This window comes from Glutamicibacter nicotianae (assembly GCF_016907615.1).
Classification (GTDB): domain Bacteria; phylum Actinomycetota; class Actinomycetes; order Actinomycetales; family Micrococcaceae; genus Glutamicibacter; species Glutamicibacter nicotianae.
Map to the genome: position 1 here is coordinate 1,616,520 of NZ_JAFBCH010000001.1, position 22,149 is coordinate 1,638,668.

The following is a 22,149-nucleotide window of genomic DNA, read 5'->3' on the forward strand; positions in this document are numbered from 1 at the left end:
GTCCGCGGCATTGCATAAGGTTGGACACATGCGATTGCTTCACACCTCGGACTGGCATTTGGGCCGCACCTTCCACGGAGCCTCCCTGATCGAATCCCAGCGGGCAGTGCTGCAGGAAATCATCGACATCACCATCAACCTGCAGGTTGACGTGGTGCTGATCTCCGGGGACATCTATGACCGGGCGCTGCCGCATGTGGATGCCGTCCAGCTGTGCAACTGGGTGCTGCGCGAGCTGCGCGCCACCGGGGTCAGTATCGTGATCACCAGCGGCAACCACGACTCGGCCTCCCGCCTGGGCTTCGGCGCCGATCTGCTGGATTCCGCCGGGGTGCATATTATCGCCGATACCCAGCGCATGCTGCAGCCGGTGCTGCGCGATGCCGGCGACCACCAGGTGGCCATCTATGGCATCCCGTACCTGGAACCGCGCATGGTGATGGAACGCCTGGGCGTCGCCAAGGCCAGCCATGAAGCGGTGGTGCAGGCGGCCATCGCGCAGATCGACGAGCATCTGGAGCAGCTGCGGGCGGGTCAGAAGCCGGTCGTTTCCATCGCTATGGCGCACCTGTTCGCCGCCGGCGGCATCGGCAGCGACTCGGAACGCGAATTGAGCACCGGCAACCTCGACGTGGTGCCGGCCGAGCTGTTCGAGCACTTCGACTACTCGGCCCTGGGCCACCTGCACGGACGGCAGAAGGTCAAGGAGCATGTGCGCTATTCGGGCTCGCCGCTGGCCTACTCCTTCTCCGAGGCCACCCAGCGAAAGGGCGCATGGCTGATCGAGACCAGCGCCTCGGGCATCGAGTCCATCGAGGAAATCCTGCTGCCGGTGCCGAAGAAATTGGCCATTCTCAAGGGCAAGCTCGCCGAGCTGCTGGCCGACCAGGACCTCGAGTCCGCCGTGGGGGCCTGGTGCCAGGTCACGCTGACCGACAGCGAGCGCCCCGCCGACGCGATGGCAACGATCCGAACCCGTTTCCCCGACACCGTGGTGCTGAACTTCGCTCCCGAAGGAACCGGTGAAAAGGAACAGTCGGCCAGCTATGCCGAGCGCATGGCCAAGGCAACCAGCACCGAGCAGGTGGTGCGGGACTTCGTGGAGCACGTCCGTGAACGCGCCGCCGATGACCCCGAACGCGAAGTCATCGACTCAGTCATCCAAGCCACCCGAGAGGCACAGGCCAGCCAGTGAGAATCCACCGACTCCAAATCCAGGCTTTCGGTCCCTTCGCAAGCACTGAAGAGATCAATTTCGATGAATTGGCCGACGGCGGGCTGTTCCTGCTCGATGGACCCACCGGCGCCGGCAAGTCCAGCATCCTGGACGCGATCTGCTATGCCCTGTACGGCGCGCTGCCCGGAAGCCGGGCGGGCAGCCGGCAGATCCGCTCCGACCACGCCCCGGCGGGCCTGGCACCGGAAGTGGTCTGCGAGCTGACCATCGGCGACCGGCGGTTCGAGGTCACCCGTTCGCCGGCATGGATGCGTCCCTCCAAGCGCGGCAAGAACAAGACCACCGAGCAGAAGGCCGCCAGCTTCCTGCGCGAATTCACCGATGCCGGCTGGCAGGAACTGTCCACCCGCAATGACGAGGTGGGCCACATCCTGGGCAGCCTGCTGGGCTTGGACCGCGAGCAGTTCACCAAGGTGGTCATGCTGCCGCAGGGCGGCTTCGCCGACTTCCTGCGGGCCAAGGCCAAGGACCGCGAAGAGCTGCTGGCGAATCTCTTCGACACCAGCGGCTATGCGCGGATCGAAGATGAATTCGCTGCCCGCCTCACTGAAGCGCGCAAGCACACCGAAAGCGTGGAAGCGCGCCTGAGCGCCAGCGAGGAAGCCATCCACTCAGCTGCCCGGTCATTCCTGGCCGGCCGCGAAACCAGCGACGAGTTGGATGATACCGAGCTGGACGGCGCCGAGGGAGCTGGCCAGGCGCAGGCGGGCGAGGATATGGCGCAGGCCGAGCAGTTCGCCGGCTATCGCCGCCGGATTGCAGCGATCCTCCAACGTTCGGCCGACGAAGCGGCCGCCCTGCGCGCCGAGAAGACCCGCACCCGCGAGCAGTCGCAGGGAATGGAAGAGCGGCGACGGATTTTCGCTCGCCTGGCCGAGCTGCAGGGCATGCAGGCAGGCTACGCCGAAAAGCATGAGGCTGCCGCGGCCGCTGGCACCCGGTTGGAGGCCGATGCCAAGGCCGGGGCGGTGCGCGCTTACTTCGCCCAGCTCCATGAGGCGACCGCGGCGCAGGAGCAGGCCAACCAGTCCTGGCTGCGCAGCCAGCAGTGGCTCGAAACCGAGATGGGGCTGGCGCCCGGTGCCGATGCCAACAGCCTGGAACAGCTGCGCCTGCCCGCCCAGCAGGCGGCCGAGGAACTGGCGGTAGCCAAGGCCGCCCTGGAAGATGAGCAGCGCCGCGATCTGCTCGCCGGCCAGGCGCGCAAGGCCGCCGAATTGGCAGCCGAGCATGAAAAGACACGTGCCCAGGCCGAAGCCGAAGTCGCCAAGATGAAGGCAGAACGCGACACGCTGGAAGCCGGGGACCTGGACCTGGTGGCTGCCGGCGACAAGCTCCAGCAGGCCAAGGGACGCGTCCAGGAGCTGGAGACCAGGATCAAGCACGCTACCGAGCGCGACGCGCTGGAACGCAAAGCGCTGGCCGCCCGTGAGAAGGCCAGCGCGCAGGAACTGGTCATTGCCGGTGCCGCCAAGTCCCTGCTCGACTTGCGCACCGAACAGCTGGCCCAAAGCGCCCTGCGCTTGGCCGCCGCACTGGAAGACGGGCAACCCTGCCTGGTCTGCGGTGCGCAGGAGCATCCCGCCCCGGCCCAGGCCGATGCCGATGCGCCGCTGATCGACGATGCGCAGATCCAGGAACTGGAGGACGCGGAGGCCTCGGCACGCGCCGCCGGGCAGCAGGCCGCGCAAGCGCGCGACATGCTGGTGGCCAAGTTCCAGACCGCCCAGGAAGCGGCCGGCGAGGCCTCGGTCGCTGACCTGCGGGCAGAACTCGCCACGGCCCAGGTACTACTGGAACAGCTGCGCACGCAGCGGGCAGAGATCGCCGCCCGCGTGGCCAAGCTGGATGCGGTGCGCCAGCGTACTGAAAAGCACGCTGCGCGGGCCAACCAAGCCGCACTGGAACATGCGACGGCGAAGCAGCAGGCGCAGTCCTTGGATTCCCAGCTGACTGAACTGGATGCCAAGCTGGCGCAGCTGCGCCAAGGCAGGAAGAACCTGGCCGAGCTGGTGGAGGAACTGGCGAAGAAGTCCAACGGGCTGGCCAGTGCAGTGCAGCATCTGCGCCGCCTGATCGACGCCGCCGAGGCCGTGCGGAAAGCGGAAGCCACCTGGAACAGCCAGCGCACCGTCGCCGGTTTCGAGAACCTGGCTGCCTTCGAGGCGGCCCTGCTGGAAGGCGCCGAACGCGAGCGCCTGCGCCAATTGCAGCGCGCGGATGCGGATTTGTCCAGTGCCATCGCCACGCTCCAAGCGTCCCAGGACTGCCTCAAGGCCCGGGAACTTGCAGCGCAAGGCATCGCCGCACCCAGCGAGGAAGATCTTGCCCAAGCGCGGGTGCTGGCAAACCAGGCCGAAGAACGCTTCGAGGCGGCACGGGAAGAGGAAATACTGGCCCAGACCCAGCTGGCTCGCCATGAGCAGGCCACCAGCGACCTTGAACGACAGCGGTCCGAGGCAGGTCCGGTCATCGAAGCCTATCGCCGGCTGCGCTCCCTGGCAGAAGTGGTGCGCGGCGGGGGCGAGAACCTCTACAAGATGACGCTGAGCACCTATGTGCTGGCAGCTCGCCTTGAGGAAGTGGCCATCGCCGCGACGCAGCGCCTGGACGTGATGTCCGGCGGACGCTACTCGCTGCACCATGATGATTCCAAGAAGGGCAACGCCAAATCCGGGCTGGGGCTGCAGGTGCTCGATTCATGGACAGGCAAGCGCCGTGAGACCCAGACGCTTTCCGGGGGCGAGACCTTCATGGCCTCGCTGGCGTTGGCTTTGGGCTTGGCGGATGTCATTTCCCACCACTCCGGCGCCGTGGACATGCAGACGCTCTTCGTGGACGAAGGCTTCGGTTCGCTGGATGCCGAGACGCTGGAAGAAGTCATGCTGGCCTTGGAAAACCTGCGTGCAGGGGGCCGGACCATCGGCCTGGTCTCGCACGTTGCAGAGATGAAGCAGAGGATCACCAACCGGATATCGGTGGTCAAGACCCAGCATGGTTCCACCATTGAACGCGAAGGCGCTGTGATCTTGGCTGGATAGATTGGACTTGCCTTGGGGCAGTAGCTATCTTGAAAGTAGTGCCATCAGGCATGTTTGGGAAATTTGTGCGTCGGGGGGTGTGGGACGACGCACGCTTCGTCATGGAGTTTTGTTGACTCAGCATACTTTGTCGAAGGAAAACAGTGAGGAATCCGAGAAAATGTCCGGATACTCCGCGTTAGTTCCTTTGGTGGGAGCACCGTTCCTGCCACTCACTTTCCTTGCACGTCTCCCGCTCGCGATGCTCACCATCGGGTCCATGACCCTGGTGACCGCAACCACCGGCTCCTATGCCATGGGCGGCCTGGCCGCGGCCATGGTTGGCCTGGGATCCGCCGTGGGCGGCCCCAGTATCGGCTATCTGGCCGACCGCGTCGGCCAGCGCCCGGTCTTGACCACTGTCGCCGTCATCCACACCATCCTCCTGGTGGCCCTGACCCTCTTCGGCAATTCCGGCCCCGACATGTCCGCGGCGCTGCTCACAATGCTGTGCCTTGCCACCGGTGCCACCGGCCCGCAGGTCGGTCCGATGTCCCGTGTCCGCTGGATCTCCATCACCCGCCAGCAGAAAAAGAACCACAAGGTGCTGTCGGCGGCCCTGAGCCTTGAATCGATGTTCGATGAACTGGGCTTCGTCTTCGGCCCGGTGGCCGTCGGCCTGCTGGCCTCCTTGGTGGATCCGGTGCTGCCGCTCTACCTCGCCGCGCTGCTGACCCTCGTGCTGGTGCCGGTCTTCGCCTCGCACCGTACAGGCCATGCCGTGAAGCCGGTGAAGAATACCGAACACGCGCCGAAGGTCTCGATCAGCGGCGCGCAGGTTGCCTCGATCGGAGCCCTGATCCTGGGCATGGTGGCGCTGGGCACGGTCTTCGGGTCCTCGGCAGCCGGTACCCTGGCCTTTGCCGGCGCGCAGGGCGACTCCAACTCCGGTGGCCTGCTTTATGGCGCCATGGGCTTCTCCAGTGCGATTGCTGCAGTCTCCGTGGCAGCGTGGCCGCAATCCTTCAAGCAGATCAACCGCTGGATCCTGTGCGGCGCGGCACTGACCGTGCTCAGCTTCGGGATGCACGTGGCGGGCAATGTGCCGCTGATGCTGCTGGCCCTGTTCATCGCAGGCTTTGCCGTGGGGCCGGTGATTGTCACGGTCATGACCCTGGGCGGTGAAGTCGCTCCACCGCAGCGCCTGTCCACCGTGATGACCATGCTCTCTGCCGGCATCGTGGTGGGAACCGCGATCGGCAACGGACTGGCCGGCGTTTCTGCCGAAACCCTGGGCTATCTCGGCGCCTTCTGGGTCTCCACCGGTGGCGCGCTGGTGATCTTCCTGGCCGCTGTGGCAATGAAGCTCATCGTCGCGAAGTCTCCGTCGCTGGCCCGCGTCCGCTAGGGAGCGAACGCCAAGAACCGTGCATCCGGCCGCCATGGCCGGATGAGCAGAATCCCGTGGCACTGCAGCCATCAAGGTGCAGTGCCACGGGATTTCGTTCTGTGCCGGGAATTTCTAGTGCGCGAGCTTGTCGCTGATGCGTGCCGCCGCGTGCTTGAGCTCCTCGATCATGCGCTCGTAGTTGCCGGCCGTGCTGGTCGCGAAGACCACGGCCAGCGCCGCCGGGGTTTGCCCCGAATGCTGGATCGGAACGGCAATGGACTTCACGCCCTGGATGACTTCATTCTCGCTGGTGGCATAGCCGTCAACCCGTGCCTGGGTGGCAGCGTCACGGTACTCGATGCCCGTGTCCAGCGCATCCCACTCGGCCTTGCTGTAGCGCGACTGGATTGCGATGCCGGCGGCTCCCACGTCCATGCCGTGCACCGAACCCGGGCGGTGGACAATCGCTCGCTGGGAGTTCAGCGGGGAGACCGACTGCAAGGTGGTGCACAGGTCATGTTCCCAGACGGCCACGAAGGTGGTCATGGACAGCTCGTTGGCCAGTGCGTTGAGCTCGGGAGCGGCGGCCGCCTGCAGATCGCGCTGGACCGAGCGGGCGAGCGCCGCCAGGCCGGAGGCCGAGCGGATATGGCCGGCCTCATCGCGGTTGAGCAGGTGATGCTGTTCCAGGGTGCGGATGATCCGGTAGGCGATGGATCGGTGGACTTCCAGCTTCGCGGCGATTTCCGCGATGGATAGGTTCACCGGGGAATTGGCGACGATTTCAAGGACGCGGATTCCACGCGAAAGCGTCTGGGAGGTAGGCATTGATCTTCAATCTGGCCTGCGGCGTTGCGGGAACGTCGTCGAGGCCTGCTTAGTGAGCCTGGGGACCAGGAAGGTCCGTGATCTATCTTCGATTTTAGTCGTTCTCTATTGGAACACCGAATTCGCTGGCGGGGCAGGTCGCAAAGTGCCTGCCTGCATGGGGTCACGTTTGGGGCAGATCTTGTGATCCGCTTCACTCTGCGCTTATGATGGTGTGCGACATATAACCGTCCGAACGGTCGGTATACAACTCGCAAAAGGTCTTCACATGTCATCGACTGTCTCTCGCACCCAGGAGGAGCGCCGGGTACTTGCCGGCACCCTCGTGGGCACCACCATTGAGTGGTACGACTTCTTCATCTTCGCCCAGCTCACCGCGACGCTGCTGACCCCGCTGTTCCTCGCGCCCCTGGGCGAGTCGAACCCGGGCATCGCGCAGATCCTTTCCTTCGCAATGATCGGCATCTCCTTCTTCTTCCGTCCGCTCGGCGCGGTAGTTGCCGGGCACCTGGGTGACCGCTACGGACGCAAGCGCATCCTGGTGCTCACCCTGATCCTCATGGGCATTGCCACCGCTGCCATCGGCCTGCTGCCAACCTACGCATCCATCGGCGTGGCCGCGCCAATCCTGCTCGTGCTGCTGCGCGTGATCCAGGGCTTCTCGGCCGGCGGCGAATGGGGCGGCGCCGCCTTGATGGCGGTAGAGCATGCACCGAACCACCGCCGCGGCTACTTCGGCGCCTACCCGCAGATCGGTGTGCCTATCGGCATGATCCTGGCTACCGGCTTGCTGTACATCCTGCGTGTTGCCATGAGCCCGGAAGACTTTATCGCCTGGGGCTGGCGCATCCCGTTCCTGCTCTCCATTGCGCTGATCTTCGTGGGCTACATGATCCGCCGTGCGGTCGAGGAATCCCCGGTCTTCAAGCAGCTCTCCCAGCGCAAGGCCGCCGAGCACACGCCGTTGCGCGAACTGATGACCGGCCACACCAAGCAGGTCCTGCAGGCTGCGCTGATCTTCATCTCGAATAACGCCGCCGGCTACCTGGTCATCGCGTTCTTCATCTCCTACACCACCAAGGTGCTGGAAATGCCGGTTGCGCCAATCCTCTTGGCCACCACCATTGGTTCGGTGGGCTGGCTGATCTTCACCCTGGTCGGCGGCTGGCTCTCGGATAAGATCGGGCGCCGCGCGACCTTCGTGATCGGCTACGCGCTGGTCTTCGTCTGGATGATCCCAATGTTCCTCATGATCGATACCGGCAACATCGTGCTGTACACCATCGCCATCTTCGTGCTGACCGTTGGCCTGGGCCTGTCCTACGGCCCGCAGTCGGCAATGTACGCGGAAATGTTCCCTGCACAGATCCGCTACTCGGGCATCTCCATCGGCTATGCGCTCGGTGCTATCCTCGGTGGTGCCTTCGCTGCCACCGTGGCGCAGATCCTGCTGGAGACCACCGGCGCTTCGGTCTCGATTGCCGTCTACATCATGGTGCTGACCGTCATCTCCGTGGCGGCCGTGCTCTGGGTGGGCGAGACCCGCGGACGCAACCTGCATCTGGAAGAAGTCGAGGGCGAACAGGCCGACTCGACTGTGGTGCACTAATTCCACAGCAGCGCGATGCCCGCGCGGGCACTGGATCAAGCGATCCGGTGCCGGCGCGGGCATTTGCGTGTTCGGCGATCGGCGATATCGATGGCAGCCAGTGGAATCAGCGGGCTGGTGAATCCCTGTCCAGGCTGCTAGGCCGGTCGGGTGGTAGATGAGCGCACGACCAGCCGATGCTCCAATTCGTGGGCCTGCGCCGGTTCCTCGCCGCGGATAGCGCGCAGCAGCATGGCGACCGCCAGCTGCCCTTGCTCATGCGGACGCTGCTCGACGGTGGTCAAGCCGAAGAGCTCGGCAAGATTGTGGTTATCCACGCCTATTACCGACAGGTCGCGAGGCAATTGCAAGCCCAGATCGCGGGCTGCCAGAATCGCGCCGATTGCCATCTCATCGCTGGCGGCAAAGACCGCGGTAGGCCGGGAAGCAGGGTTGCCCAGTAGCTGCTTGGCCACCGCATAGCCCTGGGTCATGGAGAAATCGGCGCTCACGATCAGCGACTCATCGATAGGCAACCCTGCCTGCTCCAGCGCCTGCTCGTACCCGGCGCGGCGGTGGGTGGGAATCATGAAGTCCACATCGGTTTCCGCGTTGCCGCCAATAAAGCCAATGCGTTCATGGCCCAAAGAAATCAGGTGCCCGGTGGCCAGATCCGAAATCGCTTGATCATTCACGTACAGCGTTGGCACCCCTGGAAGCGGGCCGCCGACGCCAACCAATGGCTTGTCCACAGCCAGCAAGGCCTGGACCTCCTCATCGGCTAATTCGACGTTGACAGCGATTACCGCGTCAACGCGCTGGCGCAGCAGGAAATCGGAGAAGATCTTCTCGCGCTGGGTGCGGTCCTTGGTCAGCTGGTAGAGGGTGGTGTCATAGCCCTCGTCCATCAGGCGGCTGGAGATGCCTTCCAGCACGCAGGCGTAGAACCAGTGGTTGATTACCGGCACGAGCACACCGATATTGCGAGTGCGGCCCGATGCCAGCCCGGACGCGGAGGAAGAGACCACGTAGCCCAGTTCCGCGGCGGCACGCTGCACCGCCTCCTGCGCGGCTGCCGAGACCGAACCCCGCCCAGATAGCGCGCGGGAGACGGTGGCAATGGATACGCCAGCGGCTTGCGCGACGTCCTTGATTCCGGCCACATCATGTCCTTCCTTCATGCCAGTAGCCGCGGCTGGGGGAAATCTCTTTCCCTTGGCCGCGGCTACTGCCTAACGTTACCCGGTGCGGCTGCTGCCGGAAACTTGATTGCTCCCTATGCCAGCTGGAACCAGATGGCGGTTTCGCCCGGGATCATTCCCGGTTCCGCGGACTGCTCCATTTGGCTGCGCACCAGCTCGGTGGCGCCTTGCGCCTGCACCGGCAATGGCAGGGAGGTTGCGGCGTAGTTGGCCACGACCAGCACGTTGCCGTTGGTGAAGGCCAGGACCTCGTCCTCGGTGCCGTCGATCCATTGAAGGGTGCCGGTGCCCAGCGCGTGGTCCTGGCGCAGCTGCAGCAGGCGGCGGTACAGGTTCAGCGTGGAGGACTGGTCTTCGAGCTGCGCATCGCGGGCGTAGGAATCCCAGCCGGCTGGCTGCGGTAGCCAGCTTTCACCGGTCGAGCTGAAGCCGAAGGCCGGCTTGCCGCTCTCCCATGGCAAGGGGACGCGGCAGCCATCGCGGCCATAGCGTTCGCCATTGGTGCGGAACCAGGTCGGATCCTGGCGTGCATCATCGGGCAGGTCGATTGCTTCCGGCAGGCCCAGTTCCTCGCCCTGGTAGAGGTAGGCGCCGCCCGGCAGGGCCAGCATCAGCGTGCTGGAAGCGCGTGCGCGGCGCAATCCGACGGCAGGCTCTGGCAGGTTCGGGGTGTTCGGGCCAATGCCCTCGCCCTGCGGGTTCTCATCGGTCAGCGCCAGGCGGGTCGCATGGCGCACCACGTCGTGGTTGGAGAGCACCCAGGTGCTCGGTGCGCCGACCTTGCCGAACTCCTGAAGGGACTCGTCGATGGTCTTGCGGATCTGCTTGGCATCGAAATCGCAGGAGAGGTACGGGAAGTTGAATGCCTGGTGCATCTCGTCGTTGCGCACCCACTTCGCCATCAGCGACAGGGGATTGACCCATGCCTCGGCGCAGAGCACGCGGTCGCCCTCGTACTCGTCCATGACCTTGCGCCAGTCTCGGTAGATTTCATGCACGCCGTCCTGGCCCCACCACGGAGCCAGTTCTTCGGTGCCGCCCATCGAAGCTGCCATGGGGTCCGGCGTGAAATCGGGCAGGCCTTCGGCCTTGATCAAGCCGTGGGCCACGTCGACGCGGAAGCCGTCGGTGCCCCGATCCAGCCAGAAGCGCAGGACGTCGCGGAACATCGCGCGAACTTCCTCGTTGTGCCAGTTGAAGTCAGGCTGCGAGGAATCGAAGATGTGCAGGTAGGACTGGCCGGTGCTGCCATCCGGGTTCCTGGTTGCGGTCCACATCGGGCCGCCGAAGACTGAACCCCAGTTGTTCGGGTGTCCGGTTTCCGGGGTGTCCTTGAAGATGAAGCGGTCGCGTTCGGGGGAGCCGGGAGCTGCCTGGAGCGCCTCCTGGAACCATGGGTGCTGGTCCGAGCAGTGGTTCGGGACCAGATCGATGATGACCTTCAGACCCAATTCATGGGCCCTGGCCACCATCGCGTCGTAGTCTTCCAGCGTTCCGAATAGCGGATCCACGTCGCAGTAGTCCGAGACGTCGTATCCGGCGTCCTTCTGCGGGGAAGTGAAGAATGGCGAAAGCCAGATCGCGTCGACCGAAAGCTGCGCGATGCTTTCCAGGCGTTGGGTAATTCCGCGCAGGTCGCCCATGCCATCGCCATTGGAATCGGCGAAGGAGCGCGGGTAGATCTGGTAGATCACCGAGGAGCGCCACCACTGCGCGTCTTCGGCCTGCACAGGGAAATCAGCTGCTGAACGAATTGAAGTCATGACGGTAACGATAAATGATCGGACGCAGAATGTAAACGCTTGCAATTATGCTCTACGGATTGCGCGTCCTGAGTTACTGTGATTCCACGTAAGGGTGATTAAAACTGATTTTATGGCTACTCTTGTCAAAGTTGATGATCTATGCCACGCTGTAAACGCTTACAAAAATGGTGTTACTCGCACCACTCACGACCCGACCGGTAGCCATAGCAAATATCGCGGCCAGCCCGGTCCCTGATGACACAGTTGTCACGAAAGGACACACCATGAAGGTGAACAAACACCCTTGGCTTCTTGGCGGAGCGTTGACGGCGATTGCCGCACTCTCACTCACCGCTTGCGGCGGGTCCGCCACCAACGAACCAGCAGCATCTTCGAGCCCGGCCGCCGCGGAATCCTCCCCGGCAGCCGCTTCCGGCGGCAAGCTGACCGTCTGGGTCGATGCCAACCGCGAACCAGTGCTGAAGGAAGCCGCCGCAGACTTCGAGAATCAGTCCGGTGTCAAGGTGGACCTGGTGATCAAGGACTTCTCCAAGATCCAGGAAGACTTCCTGCGCCAGGTGCCAACCGGCAAGGGTCCGGACATCACCATCGGTGCCCACGACTGGCTGGGCAACCTGGTCAACAACGGCGTGGTCCAGCCGGTTGAGCTGGGCGACAAGGCCGGCGAGTTCCAGGATGTGGCAGTGACCGCGATGAGCTACGAGGGCAACACCTACGGCGTTCCGTACGCCACCGAGAACCTGGCCCTGCTGCGCAACGCGGATCTGGTCGACGAAGCCCCTGCGACGTTCGATGAGATGATCGCCGCCGGCGAGAAGGCCGACACCGAATTCCCATTCCTGGTGCAGGTCTCTGATGTCGGCGATCCATTCCACGCCTACCCATTCCAGACCTCCTTCGGCGCACCGGTGTTCGGCACCGATGAAAACGGCGCCTACGATCCGGCCGACCTGCAGATCGGCAACGAAGGCGGCATCGAATTCGCCAAGTGGCTGGCTGAAGAGGGCGAAGAAGGCAACCTGAAGACCAGCATCGACGGGGACATTGCCAAGGAGAAGTTCGTCTCCGGCGACTCGCCATTCTTCCTGACCGGTCCATGGAACGTGGAAGCTGTCGAAGACGCTGACATCAATTTGGAAATCGATCCGATTCCATCGGCTGGTGGAGAGCCAGCCCAGCCTTTCGTCGCAGTCCAGGGCTTCTTCGTTTCCTCGAAGACCGAGAACCTGCTGGCAGCAACCGAATTCCTGACCAACTACATCGGCACCGAGGAAGTTCAGACCGATCTGTACGAGGTAGGCAACCGACCGCCAGCCAACAAGGCGGCCTTCGAAGCTGCCAAGTCCGATGAGACCATCGCCGCCTTCGGCGAGGTCGGCGCCAACGGCGTTCCGATGCCGAACATCCCTGAAATGGCGGCCGTATGGGAGTTCTGGGGTGTGGCCGAGGCCGAGATCATCTCCGGCAAGGCTGATCCGGCCAAGCGCTGGAAGCAGATGACCTCGGATATCGAGAAGGCCATCTCCAAGTAGTACCGCCTGCTACCAGGCACACCGATGGCGCTGGGGACGGAAGGCGATCCTTCCGGCCCCAGCGCCTGCAATCCAGCAGCATTAGCTGCACTTGATCGACAGGGACATCTGGAAGATGACAAAGACTGCCCACCAGGGGCCGCAATCAAGCACCGAGGAGACGAAGCCCAAGCTGTCACCGGCGGCCAGGCGCTTCGCCAACGCCACCAGCACCTCCGTTGGCGCCATGCTCGCCAAGATCATCCTGGTGGCAATCGTCGATGCGACAGCCATCTTCGCGGTTTTCACCGCGCTGGGGCGCGAAGCCTGGGTGATCGCCTCGGCGATCGCCGTGATCACCGTGCTGATCAACGTAATCTACTTCAAGCGCGGCTGGCTGCCGGCCAAGTACCTGCTGCCGGGCACCATCTTCCTGCTGATCTTCCAGGTCTTCGTGATCGGCTACACGGGGTACATCGCCTTCACCAATTACGGGTCGGGACACAACTCGGACAAGGACGATGCGATCACCGCGCTGCTGCAGTCCAACCAGAACCGCGTCGAGGGAAGCGCTGGCTACCCGGTGTCCATCCTCGACGGGCAGGACGGGCTGGCGATGCTCATCGAGCGCGATGGCCAGCAAATGCTCGGCGACGCGGATAAGCCGTTCGCCCCGGTCGATCCTGCAGCCCTGGGGGACTACTCCGAACTGGCCTTCGGCGACCTGCTGGGTCGCCAGCAGGAGGTCACCTCGCTGACCGTTCCGGTCAGCGAGAACCCTGCCGATGGCACCCTGCGCACCAGCGATGGCCGCACCGCCTACCAATACACCTCGTCCATCAAATACGACGAGGCCGCCGACACCATGACCGACAAGGCCACCGGTGTGGTGTACAAGGACACCGGAGTCGGCGCCTACACCGCCGAAGACGGCTCGCAGCTGATGCCCGGCTGGTCCATCAACGTCGGATTCGATAACTTCACTCGGGCGATCACCGATTCCTCGATTCGCAACGCGCTGTTCTCGGTCACCGTGTGGACTTTTGCCTTCGCTTTCCTCTCGGTAGCCACCACCTTCTTCCTGGGACTGTTCCTGGCGATTGTCTTCAATGACATGCGCATGAAGGGACGGAAGATCTACCGCGTCATCTCGATCCTGCCCTACGCATTCCCTGCGTTCCTCGGCGGCCTGGTCTGGGCTGGCATGCTCAACCGCGACTTCGGATTCGTGAACCAGGTGCTCTTCGGCGGGGCCGAAATCCCCTGGCTGACCGACCCCTGGCTGGCGAAGTTCTCGGTGCTCTGGGTGAACCTGTGGCTGGGCTTCCCATACATGTTCCTGGTGTGCACCGGCGCGCTGCAGTCCATTCCGGATGAGCTCTCCGAAGCGGCCACCCTCGATGGGGCGAAGCCTTTCCAGATCTTCCGCCTGATCAAGCTTCCGCTGCTGCTGGTCTCGGTAGCTCCGCTGCTGATTAGCTCCTTCGCGTTCAACTTCAACAACTTCAACGTGATCTACATGCTCACCGAAGGCGGGCCGCGCCTGGAGGATGCAGGATTGAACGTGGGATCCACCGACATCCTGATCTCCATGGTCTACAAGGTGGCCTTCGTCGGCTCGCAACGCGACTACGGCCTGGCCAGCGCGTTCTCCATCATCATCTTCGTGATCGTCGCGATCATCTCGATTATCAGTTTCAAGCAGACAAAGGCACTGGAGGAGCTGAACTAATGAGCACCCAAATCACCAGCCGTCCCGCGACACGCGCGCCCAGGGAACGGGCACCGCGGCGAGGCTTTGGCAAATGGTTCGCCACCACCGGCTGGCGCCACCTGATCGGCGTAGCCCTGTGCATCTATGCGGCGTTCCCGTTGCTCTATGTGCTTTCGGCATCGCTGAACCCCAACGGCACCCTGCTGTCCTCCAACGGCTTCTTCAGCACCGTCGGCTTCAACAGCTATGTGGAGCTGTTCCAGAACGAGCAGCGTCCCTTCGGTGCTTGGTTCGTGAACACCTTGTTCATCGGCCTGACCACGGCCGCCGCCTCCGTGTTCCTCGGGGCGCTGGCCGCCTACAGCTTCTCGCGGATGCGCTTCACCGGGCGCCGCGTGGGCCTGGTCAGCCTGCTGGTCGTGCAGATCTTCCCGCAGCTGCTGGCAGTGGTGGCGATCTTCATCCTGCTCACCTCGCTGGGAGATGTCTTCCCGGTGTTGGGCATCGACAGCCAGATCGCCTTGATCATGGTGTACCTGGGCGGCGCACTGGGAGTGAACACCTACCTGATGTACGGCTTCTTCAACACCGTTCCAGTGGAAATCGATGAAGCGGCGAAGATCGATGGGGCCGGCCACGCCCGCATCTTCTTCACCATGATCCTGCGCCTGGTGGCGCCGATCCTGGCAGTTGTCGGCCTGCTGTCCTTCATCTCCAGCACCTCGGACTTCGTCATCGCCTCGGTCATCCTGGTCGCCCCGGAGAACCAGACGCTGGCCGTGGGCCTGTATTCCTACGTCTCGGAGGAATTCACTTCCAACTGGTCGGTCTTCGCCGCCGGCGCGGTGCTGGCAGCAATCCCGGTGATGGCGCTGTTCCTGTTCCTGCAGAAGTACATTGTCGGCGGGCTGACCGCCGGCGCAGGCAAGTAGCGCTCGAACACCTCTACGCTGTTCGAAAAGGGGGCAACGCCACTGGCGTTGCCCCCTTTTCCTGCGCTGGCCAAGCGCTCGGAGCACGTAGAGTAAAGGGCATGAAGCCGTACCTGCCGCGCGCCGCCCGCAACTATTTGGAGCAACTTCGCCGGGCCTTGGATTTCTTGTCGCTGGAAGAACGCAACGAGGTCATTGAAACGACCAAGCAGGAGATTCTCCGCCTGCCGGGCGGCGGACGCCGCAAACGCGATCTGGTCCGCCTGCTTGGCGAGCCTGCATCCCGTGCGCGCAAATTCGAACGCCATGAGCCCGAAGCCCTGGAAGTCAGCAGCGGCAAGCACTTCCTGACGCGCATCCTGGCATGGCCAATCTTCGCGCTTGCCTTGCTCACCCTGATGGTGGTGCTCTTCGCCCCGCCCCAGACCGCCTTGGTCGAGGGGCAAGGCTTCGGATTTGTTGCCGGGGGAGTAAGCGGCTTCCTGGGGGAACTTGAATTGCTGATCGGCTCGCAGCTGATTTGGCTGGCCTTCATTCCGGCCATCCTCAGCCTCGTGCCGTTGTGGCTTCCGAATATTGCCGGCACCATCATCCAGATCCTAGGGGCGTTGATCATGACCTCCATCTGCGTGGCCGGTGGGGGAACGCTTGCGCTCTACTTCGTCCCGGTCACCGTGCTGCTCTGGGCACAGGTATTCACCCCGCTGCTGATGATGCGTGGTTCCATGGCAAGGCCAGGGCCAGGCTGGCTCATCTGCGCTGCCGTGCTGCTGATGCTCGTTGTAGGGTATGCCAGCTACCAGGGGCTGGCTGGATTCAGCGGTGCACCGTGGCTGATTGCGGCTCCGTCCGCGCTGCTGGCTGTGCTGGCCCTGTTGCTGCCGTTCCGCTGGAAGCTGGCACATATTGCACTGGTGGCAGCCGGCCTGCTGGTGATGGCTGCTGGATTCGTCGCCGCGCTGCCCGGAACCTACGGTGCAGTTCTGGCGTGGCCATGGCTGGCTGGCGGTATGGGCTTCGCCGTAGGCCATCTCGCGGTAGCCGCGGGCATGTGGCATGAGCGGGCCAGGAAGTTGCTGGCCCTGTTTTAGCGTTTTCAGGTCTTGTGGTGCTTTATGGGATTTTCCATAGGGAATGCGTATATCCTCTTGGCATGGCCGAAAATAAGGGAAAATCCTCTCCTGAACCTATAAAACGAGGTCGCGGGCGCCCGCGCAAGGACTCCGAGTTCCAGACCCTGAGCAAGGATCAGATTGCCCAGAAGGCATTGGAAATAGCCGGTGCCGAGGGCTATGACGCGCTGACCATGCATCGTCTTGCGACCGAATTCAATGTCACCCCGCGGGCGTTGTACAACTACGTGGCTGACCGCCAGGAAGTCATCAACCTCGCTGTATCGCGATTCATATCGATTAATCCGCTGATTGAATTCGACTGCAACGACTGGAAGCGTGGTGTGACCGAAGCCTACAATGCGACGCGCAAGGCCTACCGCGCCTACCCCCGGGCATCGCAGATGGCGCTCGACGAAAAGCTCAAGGTCGAGCCCGGCCCATTCCGCAACGAATTGATGGAACGGATCCTAGCGTTCTACGTGGATATCGGATTGACGCTCAAGCAGGCTGTAGCGCTGGTCCGCGCGCTGGAACGGGACGTCCTGGGTTTCGTGATGCATGTGGATTACTACTACGACCGCCGCTCAAAAGACAGCCCGGACTATGTGAGCTCGCTGGTGCCGCTCCAATTGCTTGACGCCTACCCGGAAGTTCCCACGCCGCTGGCACGCCAATCCCTCGAGTTGCCTCAGCAAGACAGCGACGACCTCTTCGAAGAAGTTATCGAGTTGAGGTTGCTGGCCATTGCACAGATGCTTGAGCTCAACCGGGCCGTCGAAGATCCCACGAAGTGAAATAAGCACTTCGACTGGGAATATTTGCCGACCGAACGGCGCTGTAGGTCGCAGGACCGAAAGAATCTGCGGTCTGGAATTCGTGTGAAAGTTGGCCCATGTCCCAGAGCAAGCCGCATGCGGCACCAGTTGCCGAAGAACTCTCGGCTGGAGCCCGGTGGCGATTGCTGGGTGTGCTGCTCGCCGCGATGTTCATGTCCCTGGTGTCAGTCAGCATCGTCAACGTGGTTCTCCCAGCCATCGGTTCCACGCTGCACGCCACCGAGGCCGACCTGCAGTGGGTGCTGGCCGGATATGCGTTGACCTTCGGCGTGGTGCTGGTAGCCGCCGGACGCGCCGGCGACCTGCTGGGCCGCGGCGTGATATTCGTGGCAGGCGTCGCGATCTTCACGGCGGCCAGCGTCCTGGCCGGATTGGCAGCTGACCCGCTGGTATTGAATATTGCCCGGTTCATCATGGGCATTGGCTCCGGCCTGCTCAACCCACAGGTGATGGGCATGATCCAGCAGCATTTCCGTGGCGCTGCCCGCGGCCGGGCCTACGGCCTGCTGGGCACAGCTGTTGGCTTCTCGGTCGCCATCGGACCGGTGCTGGGCGGACTGCTGATCAACTGGTTTGGCGAAGACGCCGGCTGGCGTTCCACCTTCCTGATCAACGTACCGGTAGGAGTGCTGGCAATTGTCCTTGCCTTGCTGTGGCTGCCCAAGCCGCTGTTCAGCAAGCCAACGGGCAAGGTGGATTTGGATCCAGTTGGCGGTTTGCTGCTGGCAGTAGGCATTTTCGCCTTGTTGCTGCCTTTCGTGCAGGGCCGAGAAACCCCTTGGCTCTGGTCCCTGCTGGCCTTGGCCTTCCTGCTCCTGGTGCTCTGGGTCCAGTGGGAGAAGAAATACAAGAAGCGCGGGCGCGAACCCATGGTGGAACTGGCCCTGTTCAAGATCCGCAGCTTCACCAATGGCACGCTGATCGCAGGCCTTTACTTCATGGGGGTTTCCAGCGTCTGGGTGCTGGTGGCAATCTATGTCCAGCAATCCCAGGGCTTCAGCGCACTGGAAGCAGGTTTGATCTGCCTTCCGGCCGCACTTCTGTCGGCCTTCAGCTCAGATATCGCTGGCCGTTTCGTGATGACCTTGGGACGGAAATTAGTCATTGGCGGCATCCTCAGCGCACTGTTCGGCCTGCTGGCCACCATTGCCGTGGTAATCCTGGAAGACCGCGGGGCGCTGAGCATCTGGTGGATGCTGCTTTCGCTGGCTTTCATTGGAGTGGCGCAGGGCTTCATCATTTCGCCTAACCAGGCGCTGACCCTCATGGAAGTTCCCGTGGCCAACTCCGGCAGCGCCGGAGGGTTGATGCAGACCTCCCAGCGCGTGGGCACGGCCGTGGGCATTGCGGTGATCACCGCAGTCTTCTATGGCATGAATCACGTCGCCGGCTATTCGCTGGCCATGTCGCTCTCCTTCGTCGCCATTTCGCTGCTGGTCTTGGCCACCCTCGTGGTCGGCGTCATCGACCTGCGCCATAGCCATGCCGCGCACGTCAAGCCGGAAGCTGAGGAAGTGGTGCCCGTCAGCACCGGCGCTCAGCGTACGGTGACCGGCGCAATCGAGATCGCCGGGCCGAAGGAACCAACCCAGCCAGTAGACTCCCAGCCATAATTCGGTGCTGGTCAACGGAGGATTCTGGACCTAGGCTGGGACCATGAAGCGATTCTTCCTGAGCAGCGCAGCAGTAGCTCTGGCCTGTGGCGTTGCGCCTGCGCATCTACCGGGAGCGGGTCTGGCGCCAGCCAGCCAACTGAAAGCGAGACCAGCGTGATACTGCAGGATCCGGCAGGTTTGTGGGGCAGCAAGGAACAAGGCCAGCCGTGGCTGGAACTTTCAGCGGACGGCAAGGTCGCCGGCAGTGATGGCTGCAACCGCATTACCGGCACATGGAGCGGATCCGAAGAGCTGGAATTCGGCGCGTTGGCTTCGACAAAGATGTACTGCGAAGGCGTGGATGACTGGCTTTCGCGTGCCGCCACCGCCAAGCTGGAGGAGGGCAACAAGATGCTTGTTCTTGACGCCAACGGCGAAGAGCTGGGAACCCTTGCTTATGGTGGCAGCAATTCCTAGCTCATGCGCCTGGCACAGACGCTATGCGCTAACGCGGTAACCGGAGATCATCGGGCACTCGAAAGGATCCCGGGCCGATAGCCCTACCTTGTTCAGGTAGGTGATCACCTGTGCGTAGGATTCGCGGACACTGGCCACGGTGTAGGGCACCTGATGCTCTTCGCAGTACTGGCGCACGATGCGCGAGACGCCGGCCAGGTTGGCGCGCGGCATGGACGGGAACAGATGGTGCTCCACCTGGTAGTTCAATCCGCCGTAAACGTGGGATAGCACGCGGTTTCCCCAGCTGGACTTGGCCATGACGTTGCGTCCGGTCAGTACTTGGCGGGAGAAGAAGTCGATGCGGGCGTCCTGGGGAACCATCGGCATGCCCTTGTGGTTCGGGGCAAAGGATGCACCCATGTAGATGCCGAAAACTGCCAGCTGCACGCCCAGGAAGGCGAATGCCATGCCCACGGGCAGGAAGTAGAAGACGATGGCCAGGTAGATTCCGATGCGCAGTGCAACACCGGTGATTTCGCGCTTGCGGTTCTTGACCCGCTCAGCCTTGAACAAGTACTTGATCGAGTGCATGTGCAAATTCAAGCCCTCAAGGGTGAGCAGCGGGAAGAACAGGTAGCCCTGGCGGTTGGTGATCCACTTGAGCAACCCGCGCTGGCGCTTGGCATCCTCGGTCTGAAAGGAAATGGTGTCCCACTCGATATCAGGATCCTTGCCCACGGTATTGGGCGTCGCATGATGCTTGTTGTGCTTGTTCATCCACCACTGGTAGCTGATGCCCACGACGATATTGGCCAGGAACTGGCCCAGCTTGTCATTGCGCTTGTGCGAGGCGAGGATCTGGCGGTGTGCCGCCTCATGCGCCAGGAAAGCGAACTGGGTGAGCAGCAGGCCCAAGGCCCCTGCCATCAGCAACTGGAACCAGCTGTCGCCAAGGAGGATGAATCCGGCAACGGTGCCAGCCAGCAGCACCGTCAGCACGATGCCCAGGCCGAGATAGTGCCCGCGTCGGCGGCCAATCAATCCGGCTTCGGTGACCAGCTTCTTGACGTGGAAGAAGCTCTTGGGGTCGCCCGGCTTGAGTGTAGGCCCTTGGGAATGGAGTGTTGCAGTGCTTCTCAAGAAAATATCCTTGGGTACTAGGCGTCGACCTCGCAGTCGAAAGAACTGAAAAACTCGGCTCCCATGATGCCAATCCTACGTTGGATTGCTGTGAAATTGCCTATGTAATACGTGCCCAAGCCAGACCCTAGAAATGGGCAGTTAGTTGCCCTTCGGCAACTTCCCAGTGGGCGGACAGGCGGACATTCTCCAGCAGCCGGCGATCATGGGTGACCAGCAGCAACGCTCCAGTGTATGCTTCCAGTGCTTCTTCGAGCTGTTCAATGGCGGGCACGTCGAGGTGATTGGTCGGCTCGTCGAGCACCAGCAGGTTCACCCCACGGGCCTGGAGCAATGCCATCGATGCGCGGGTGCGCTCGCCGGGAGACAGCGAATCGACCAATGCAGAGGACTGGTCTGCCTTCAAGCCGAACTTGGCCAGCAGGGTGCGGACCTCGGCGGCGGAGTACTCGGGCACTTCCTGTTCGAAGGCGTCGCCCAACGGGAGATCACCGGGAAGCTGGGTGCGTGCTTGGTCGATTTCGCCGATGCTCACCGAGCCGCCCAGGGAAGCGGTTCCGCTGTGTGGAGCCTGCTTGCCCAGCAGCAGATTCAGCAAGGTCGACTTGCCAGCTCCATTTGGGCCGGTGATGCCAATTCGGTCCCCGGCATTGACCTGAACCGACACCGGCCCGAACGTGTAATCGCCGTGGGACACCGAGGCTTCGTTGAGCGTGCACATCACCGAGGATCCGCGCGGGGCCGACGCGATGGAGAACTGCAGAACCCATTCCTTGCGCGGTTCGGCCACTTCCTCAAGACGGGCGATGCGCGATTCCATTTGGCGCACCTTGGCTGCCTGCTTCTCCGAGGATTCGGTGTTGGCACGTCGGCGGATCTTGTCGTTGTCCGGCGCCTTGCGCATGGCATTGCGCACCCCTTGCGAGGACCACTCGCGCTGGGTGCGAGCACGGGAGACGAGATCCGCCTTCTGGCTTTCGAACTGCTCGTAGGCTTCACGCGCGTGCGTCCGCTTGATGGCCCGTTCGGCGAGATACGCGTCGTAGCCGCCTTCATAGGTGGCTACCTGATTCTGGGCCAAGTCCAGTTCGATGATGCCGGTGGTGCAACGGGCGAGGAACTCGCGGTCATGCGACACCAGGATCACCGGTGCGCGCAGGGACTTGATGAAGTCCTCCAGATGCTCCAGGCCTTCAAGATCAAGATCGTTGGTCGGCTCATCGAGCAATACCGCATCGAAGCGGGAGAGCAGCAAGGCCGCCAGGGCAACGCGGGCAACTTGGCCGCCGGACAGGGCAGTCATCTCGGTATCGACCGGGAGGGTGAAGCCGAGCTTGGCCAGCACCTCGGGGATGCGGTCTTCAAGATCCATGGCGCCAGAGGCCATCCAGTGATCGAAGGCGGCGCTGTAGGCATCATCTGCGCCCGGCTTGCCGCTGCCCAGTTCTTCGGCGGTCGTCTCCATGGCGGTGGTGGCCGCGGCGCAACCGGTCCGGCGGGCCAAATACGCGGCAATGGTTTCACCTGGAGGGCGCTCGTGCTCCTGCGGCATCCAGCCGATGAACGCGGAATCCGGGGCAGTGCTCACGGTTCCGGCCTGCGGGGTTGCGGCCCCGGCTAGCAGCGACAGCAACGTGGATTTGCCGGCGCCGTTGGCGCCCACCACGCCATAGACATCACCGGGCGAGGCGGTGAAGTTCAGATTCGAGAAGAGGGTTCGGGGGGCGTGGCCACCGGCAAGGTCCTTGGCCACGAGCGTTGCAGTCATGGTTCCAATTCTAGTTCGAGTCGAAGGCTGAATACTTCCGGTGTGCTC

General features: G+C 63.0%; 17 protein-coding genes. 11 read left to right on the top strand and 6 right to left on the bottom strand.

All coding sequences use genetic code 11. The features are described 5' to 3' along the window. Positions 1–28 precede the first annotated feature (28 nt). From JOE62_RS07845 to JOE62_RS07855, 3 genes are all read left to right on the top strand, one after another. Positions 29–1,195 (top strand): exonuclease SbcCD subunit D, encoded by a 1,167-nt coding sequence (locus tag JOE62_RS07845; protein ID WP_204721650.1) that lies wholly within the window; start codon positions 29–31, stop codon positions 1,193–1,195. Further along, positions 1,192–4,278: an AAA family ATPase gene (locus tag JOE62_RS16635; protein WP_204721652.1), complete on the top strand. Its 3,087-nt coding sequence runs from the start codon at positions 1,192–1,194 to the stop codon at positions 4,276–4,278. The genes JOE62_RS07845 and JOE62_RS16635 overlap by 4 nt, the downstream gene beginning before the upstream one ends. 160 nt (positions 4,279–4,438) lie before the next feature. Continuing rightward, the gene (locus tag JOE62_RS07855; protein WP_275587974.1) at positions 4,439–5,665 is read left to right on the top strand and encodes an MFS transporter; all 1,227 of its coding nucleotides are present in this window, start codon (positions 4,439–4,441) and stop codon (positions 5,663–5,665) included. A gap of 114 nt (positions 5,666–5,779) precedes the next feature. Here the strand turns inward: JOE62_RS07855 and JOE62_RS07860 are convergent, their stop codons facing one another. Then, positions 5,780–6,475, bottom strand: a complete 696-nt coding sequence (locus JOE62_RS07860) for an IclR family transcriptional regulator (protein ID WP_204721656.1) — start codon at positions 6,473–6,475, stop codon at positions 5,780–5,782. A gap of 268 nt (positions 6,476–6,743) precedes the next feature. On the opposite strand from JOE62_RS07860, the gene JOE62_RS07865 reads away from it, so the two are divergent. After that, positions 6,744–8,084, top strand: a complete 1,341-nt coding sequence (locus JOE62_RS07865) for an MFS transporter (protein WP_204721658.1) — start codon at positions 6,744–6,746, stop codon at positions 8,082–8,084. A 137-nt stretch (positions 8,085–8,221) separates the two neighbouring features. On the opposite strand, the gene JOE62_RS07870 is transcribed toward JOE62_RS07865, so the two are convergent. Both JOE62_RS07870 and JOE62_RS07875 read right to left on the bottom strand, forming a co-directional pair. After that, complete coding sequence (locus JOE62_RS07870; RefSeq protein WP_204723250.1) at positions 8,222–9,226, bottom strand: LacI family DNA-binding transcriptional regulator; 1,005 nt, start codon at positions 9,224–9,226, stop codon at positions 8,222–8,224. Positions 9,227–9,339: 113 nt separating this feature from the next. Then, positions 9,340–11,028 (bottom strand): glycoside hydrolase family 13 protein, encoded by a 1,689-nt coding sequence (locus JOE62_RS07875; protein ID WP_204721659.1) that lies wholly within the window; start codon positions 11,026–11,028, stop codon positions 9,340–9,342. A 266-nt stretch (positions 11,029–11,294) separates the two neighbouring features. Here JOE62_RS07875 and JOE62_RS07880 point away from each other — a divergent pair, with 266 nt between their 5' ends. Continuing rightward, positions 11,295–12,563, top strand: coding sequence for a sugar ABC transporter substrate-binding protein (locus JOE62_RS07880; protein ID WP_204721662.1), 1,269 nt, complete (start codon positions 11,295–11,297; stop codon positions 12,561–12,563). An 81-nt stretch (positions 12,564–12,644) separates the two neighbouring features. On the opposite strand, the gene JOE62_RS16245 is transcribed toward JOE62_RS07880, so the two are convergent. Further along, positions 12,645–12,791, bottom strand: coding sequence for a hypothetical protein (locus tag JOE62_RS16245; protein WP_239543899.1), 147 nt, complete (start codon positions 12,789–12,791; stop codon positions 12,645–12,647). On the opposite strand from JOE62_RS16245, the gene JOE62_RS07885 reads away from it, so the two are divergent. From JOE62_RS07885 to JOE62_RS07910, 6 genes are all read left to right on the top strand, one after another. After that, a complete protein-coding gene (locus JOE62_RS07885; protein ID WP_239543680.1) occupies positions 12,736–14,274 on the top strand; it encodes an ABC transporter permease subunit in 1,539 nt (512 codons plus the stop codon). The genes JOE62_RS16245 and JOE62_RS07885 overlap by 56 nt on opposite strands. Beyond that, positions 14,274–15,188 (top strand): sugar ABC transporter permease, encoded by a 915-nt coding sequence (locus tag JOE62_RS07890; RefSeq protein ID WP_204721666.1) that lies wholly within the window; start codon positions 14,274–14,276, stop codon positions 15,186–15,188. The genes JOE62_RS07885 and JOE62_RS07890 overlap by 1 nt, the downstream gene beginning before the upstream one ends. A gap of 101 nt (positions 15,189–15,289) precedes the next feature. Next, positions 15,290–16,279 (top strand): DUF1700 domain-containing protein, encoded by a 990-nt coding sequence (locus JOE62_RS07895; protein ID WP_204721668.1) that lies wholly within the window; start codon positions 15,290–15,292, stop codon positions 16,277–16,279. A 62-nt stretch (positions 16,280–16,341) separates the two neighbouring features. Further along, on the top strand, positions 16,342–17,097 hold the full coding sequence (locus JOE62_RS07900) for a TetR/AcrR family transcriptional regulator (protein ID WP_204721670.1): 756 nt from the start codon (positions 16,342–16,344) through the stop codon (positions 17,095–17,097). A 98-nt stretch (positions 17,098–17,195) separates the two neighbouring features. Then, positions 17,196–18,752, top strand: coding sequence for an MFS transporter (locus JOE62_RS07905; protein ID WP_204721672.1), 1,557 nt, complete (start codon positions 17,196–17,198; stop codon positions 18,750–18,752). Positions 18,753–18,908: 156 nt separating this feature from the next. Then, positions 18,909–19,211 carry an META domain-containing protein gene (locus JOE62_RS07910; protein ID WP_052253866.1) on the top strand — a complete coding sequence of 101 codons (303 nt, stop codon included), beginning with the start codon at positions 18,909–18,911 and terminating at the stop codon, positions 19,209–19,211. Positions 19,212–19,232: 21 nt separating this feature from the next. Here JOE62_RS07910 and JOE62_RS07915 read toward each other — a convergent pair whose 3' ends face one another. Both JOE62_RS07915 and JOE62_RS07920 read right to left on the bottom strand, forming a co-directional pair. Continuing rightward, entirely contained in the window at positions 19,233–20,333 is a 1,101-nt protein-coding gene (locus tag JOE62_RS07915; protein ID WP_204721674.1) for a fatty acid desaturase family protein, read from the bottom strand. Between the two features lie 127 nt (positions 20,334–20,460). Then, complete coding sequence (locus JOE62_RS07920; RefSeq protein WP_204721676.1) at positions 20,461–22,101, bottom strand: ABC-F family ATP-binding cassette domain-containing protein; 1,641 nt, start codon at positions 22,099–22,101, stop codon at positions 20,461–20,463. Between the last annotated feature and the right edge of the window lie 48 nt (positions 22,102–22,149).

Coding starts and splice junctions, on each gene's coding strand:
- JOE62_RS07845 (WP_204721650.1), top strand. CDS start 29: ATGCGATTGCTTCACACCTCGGACTGGCATTTGGGCCGCACCTTCCAC.
- JOE62_RS07855 (WP_275587974.1), top strand. CDS start 4,439: ATGTCCGGATACTCCGCGTTAGTTCCTTTGGTGGGAGCACCGTTCCTG.
- JOE62_RS07860 (WP_204721656.1), bottom strand. CDS start 6,475: ATGCCTACCTCCCAGACGCTTTCGCGTGGAATCCGCGTCCTTGAAATC.
- JOE62_RS07865 (WP_204721658.1), top strand. CDS start 6,744: ATGTCATCGACTGTCTCTCGCACCCAGGAGGAGCGCCGGGTACTTGCC.
- JOE62_RS07875 (WP_204721659.1), bottom strand. CDS start 11,028: ATGACTTCAATTCGTTCAGCAGCTGATTTCCCTGTGCAGGCCGAAGAC.
- JOE62_RS07880 (WP_204721662.1), top strand. CDS start 11,295: ATGAAGGTGAACAAACACCCTTGGCTTCTTGGCGGAGCGTTGACGGCG.
- JOE62_RS16245 (WP_239543899.1), bottom strand. CDS start 12,791: ATGGCGCCAACGGAGGTGCTGGTGGCGTTGGCGAAGCGCCTGGCCGCC.
- JOE62_RS07890 (WP_204721666.1), top strand. CDS start 14,274: ATGAGCACCCAAATCACCAGCCGTCCCGCGACACGCGCGCCCAGGGAA.
- JOE62_RS07895 (WP_204721668.1), top strand. CDS start 15,290: ATGAAGCCGTACCTGCCGCGCGCCGCCCGCAACTATTTGGAGCAACTT.
- JOE62_RS07900 (WP_204721670.1), top strand. CDS start 16,342: ATGGCCGAAAATAAGGGAAAATCCTCTCCTGAACCTATAAAACGAGGT.
- JOE62_RS07905 (WP_204721672.1), top strand. CDS start 17,196: ATGTCCCAGAGCAAGCCGCATGCGGCACCAGTTGCCGAAGAACTCTCG.
- JOE62_RS07920 (WP_204721676.1), bottom strand. CDS start 22,101: ATGACTGCAACGCTCGTGGCCAAGGACCTTGCCGGTGGCCACGCCCCC.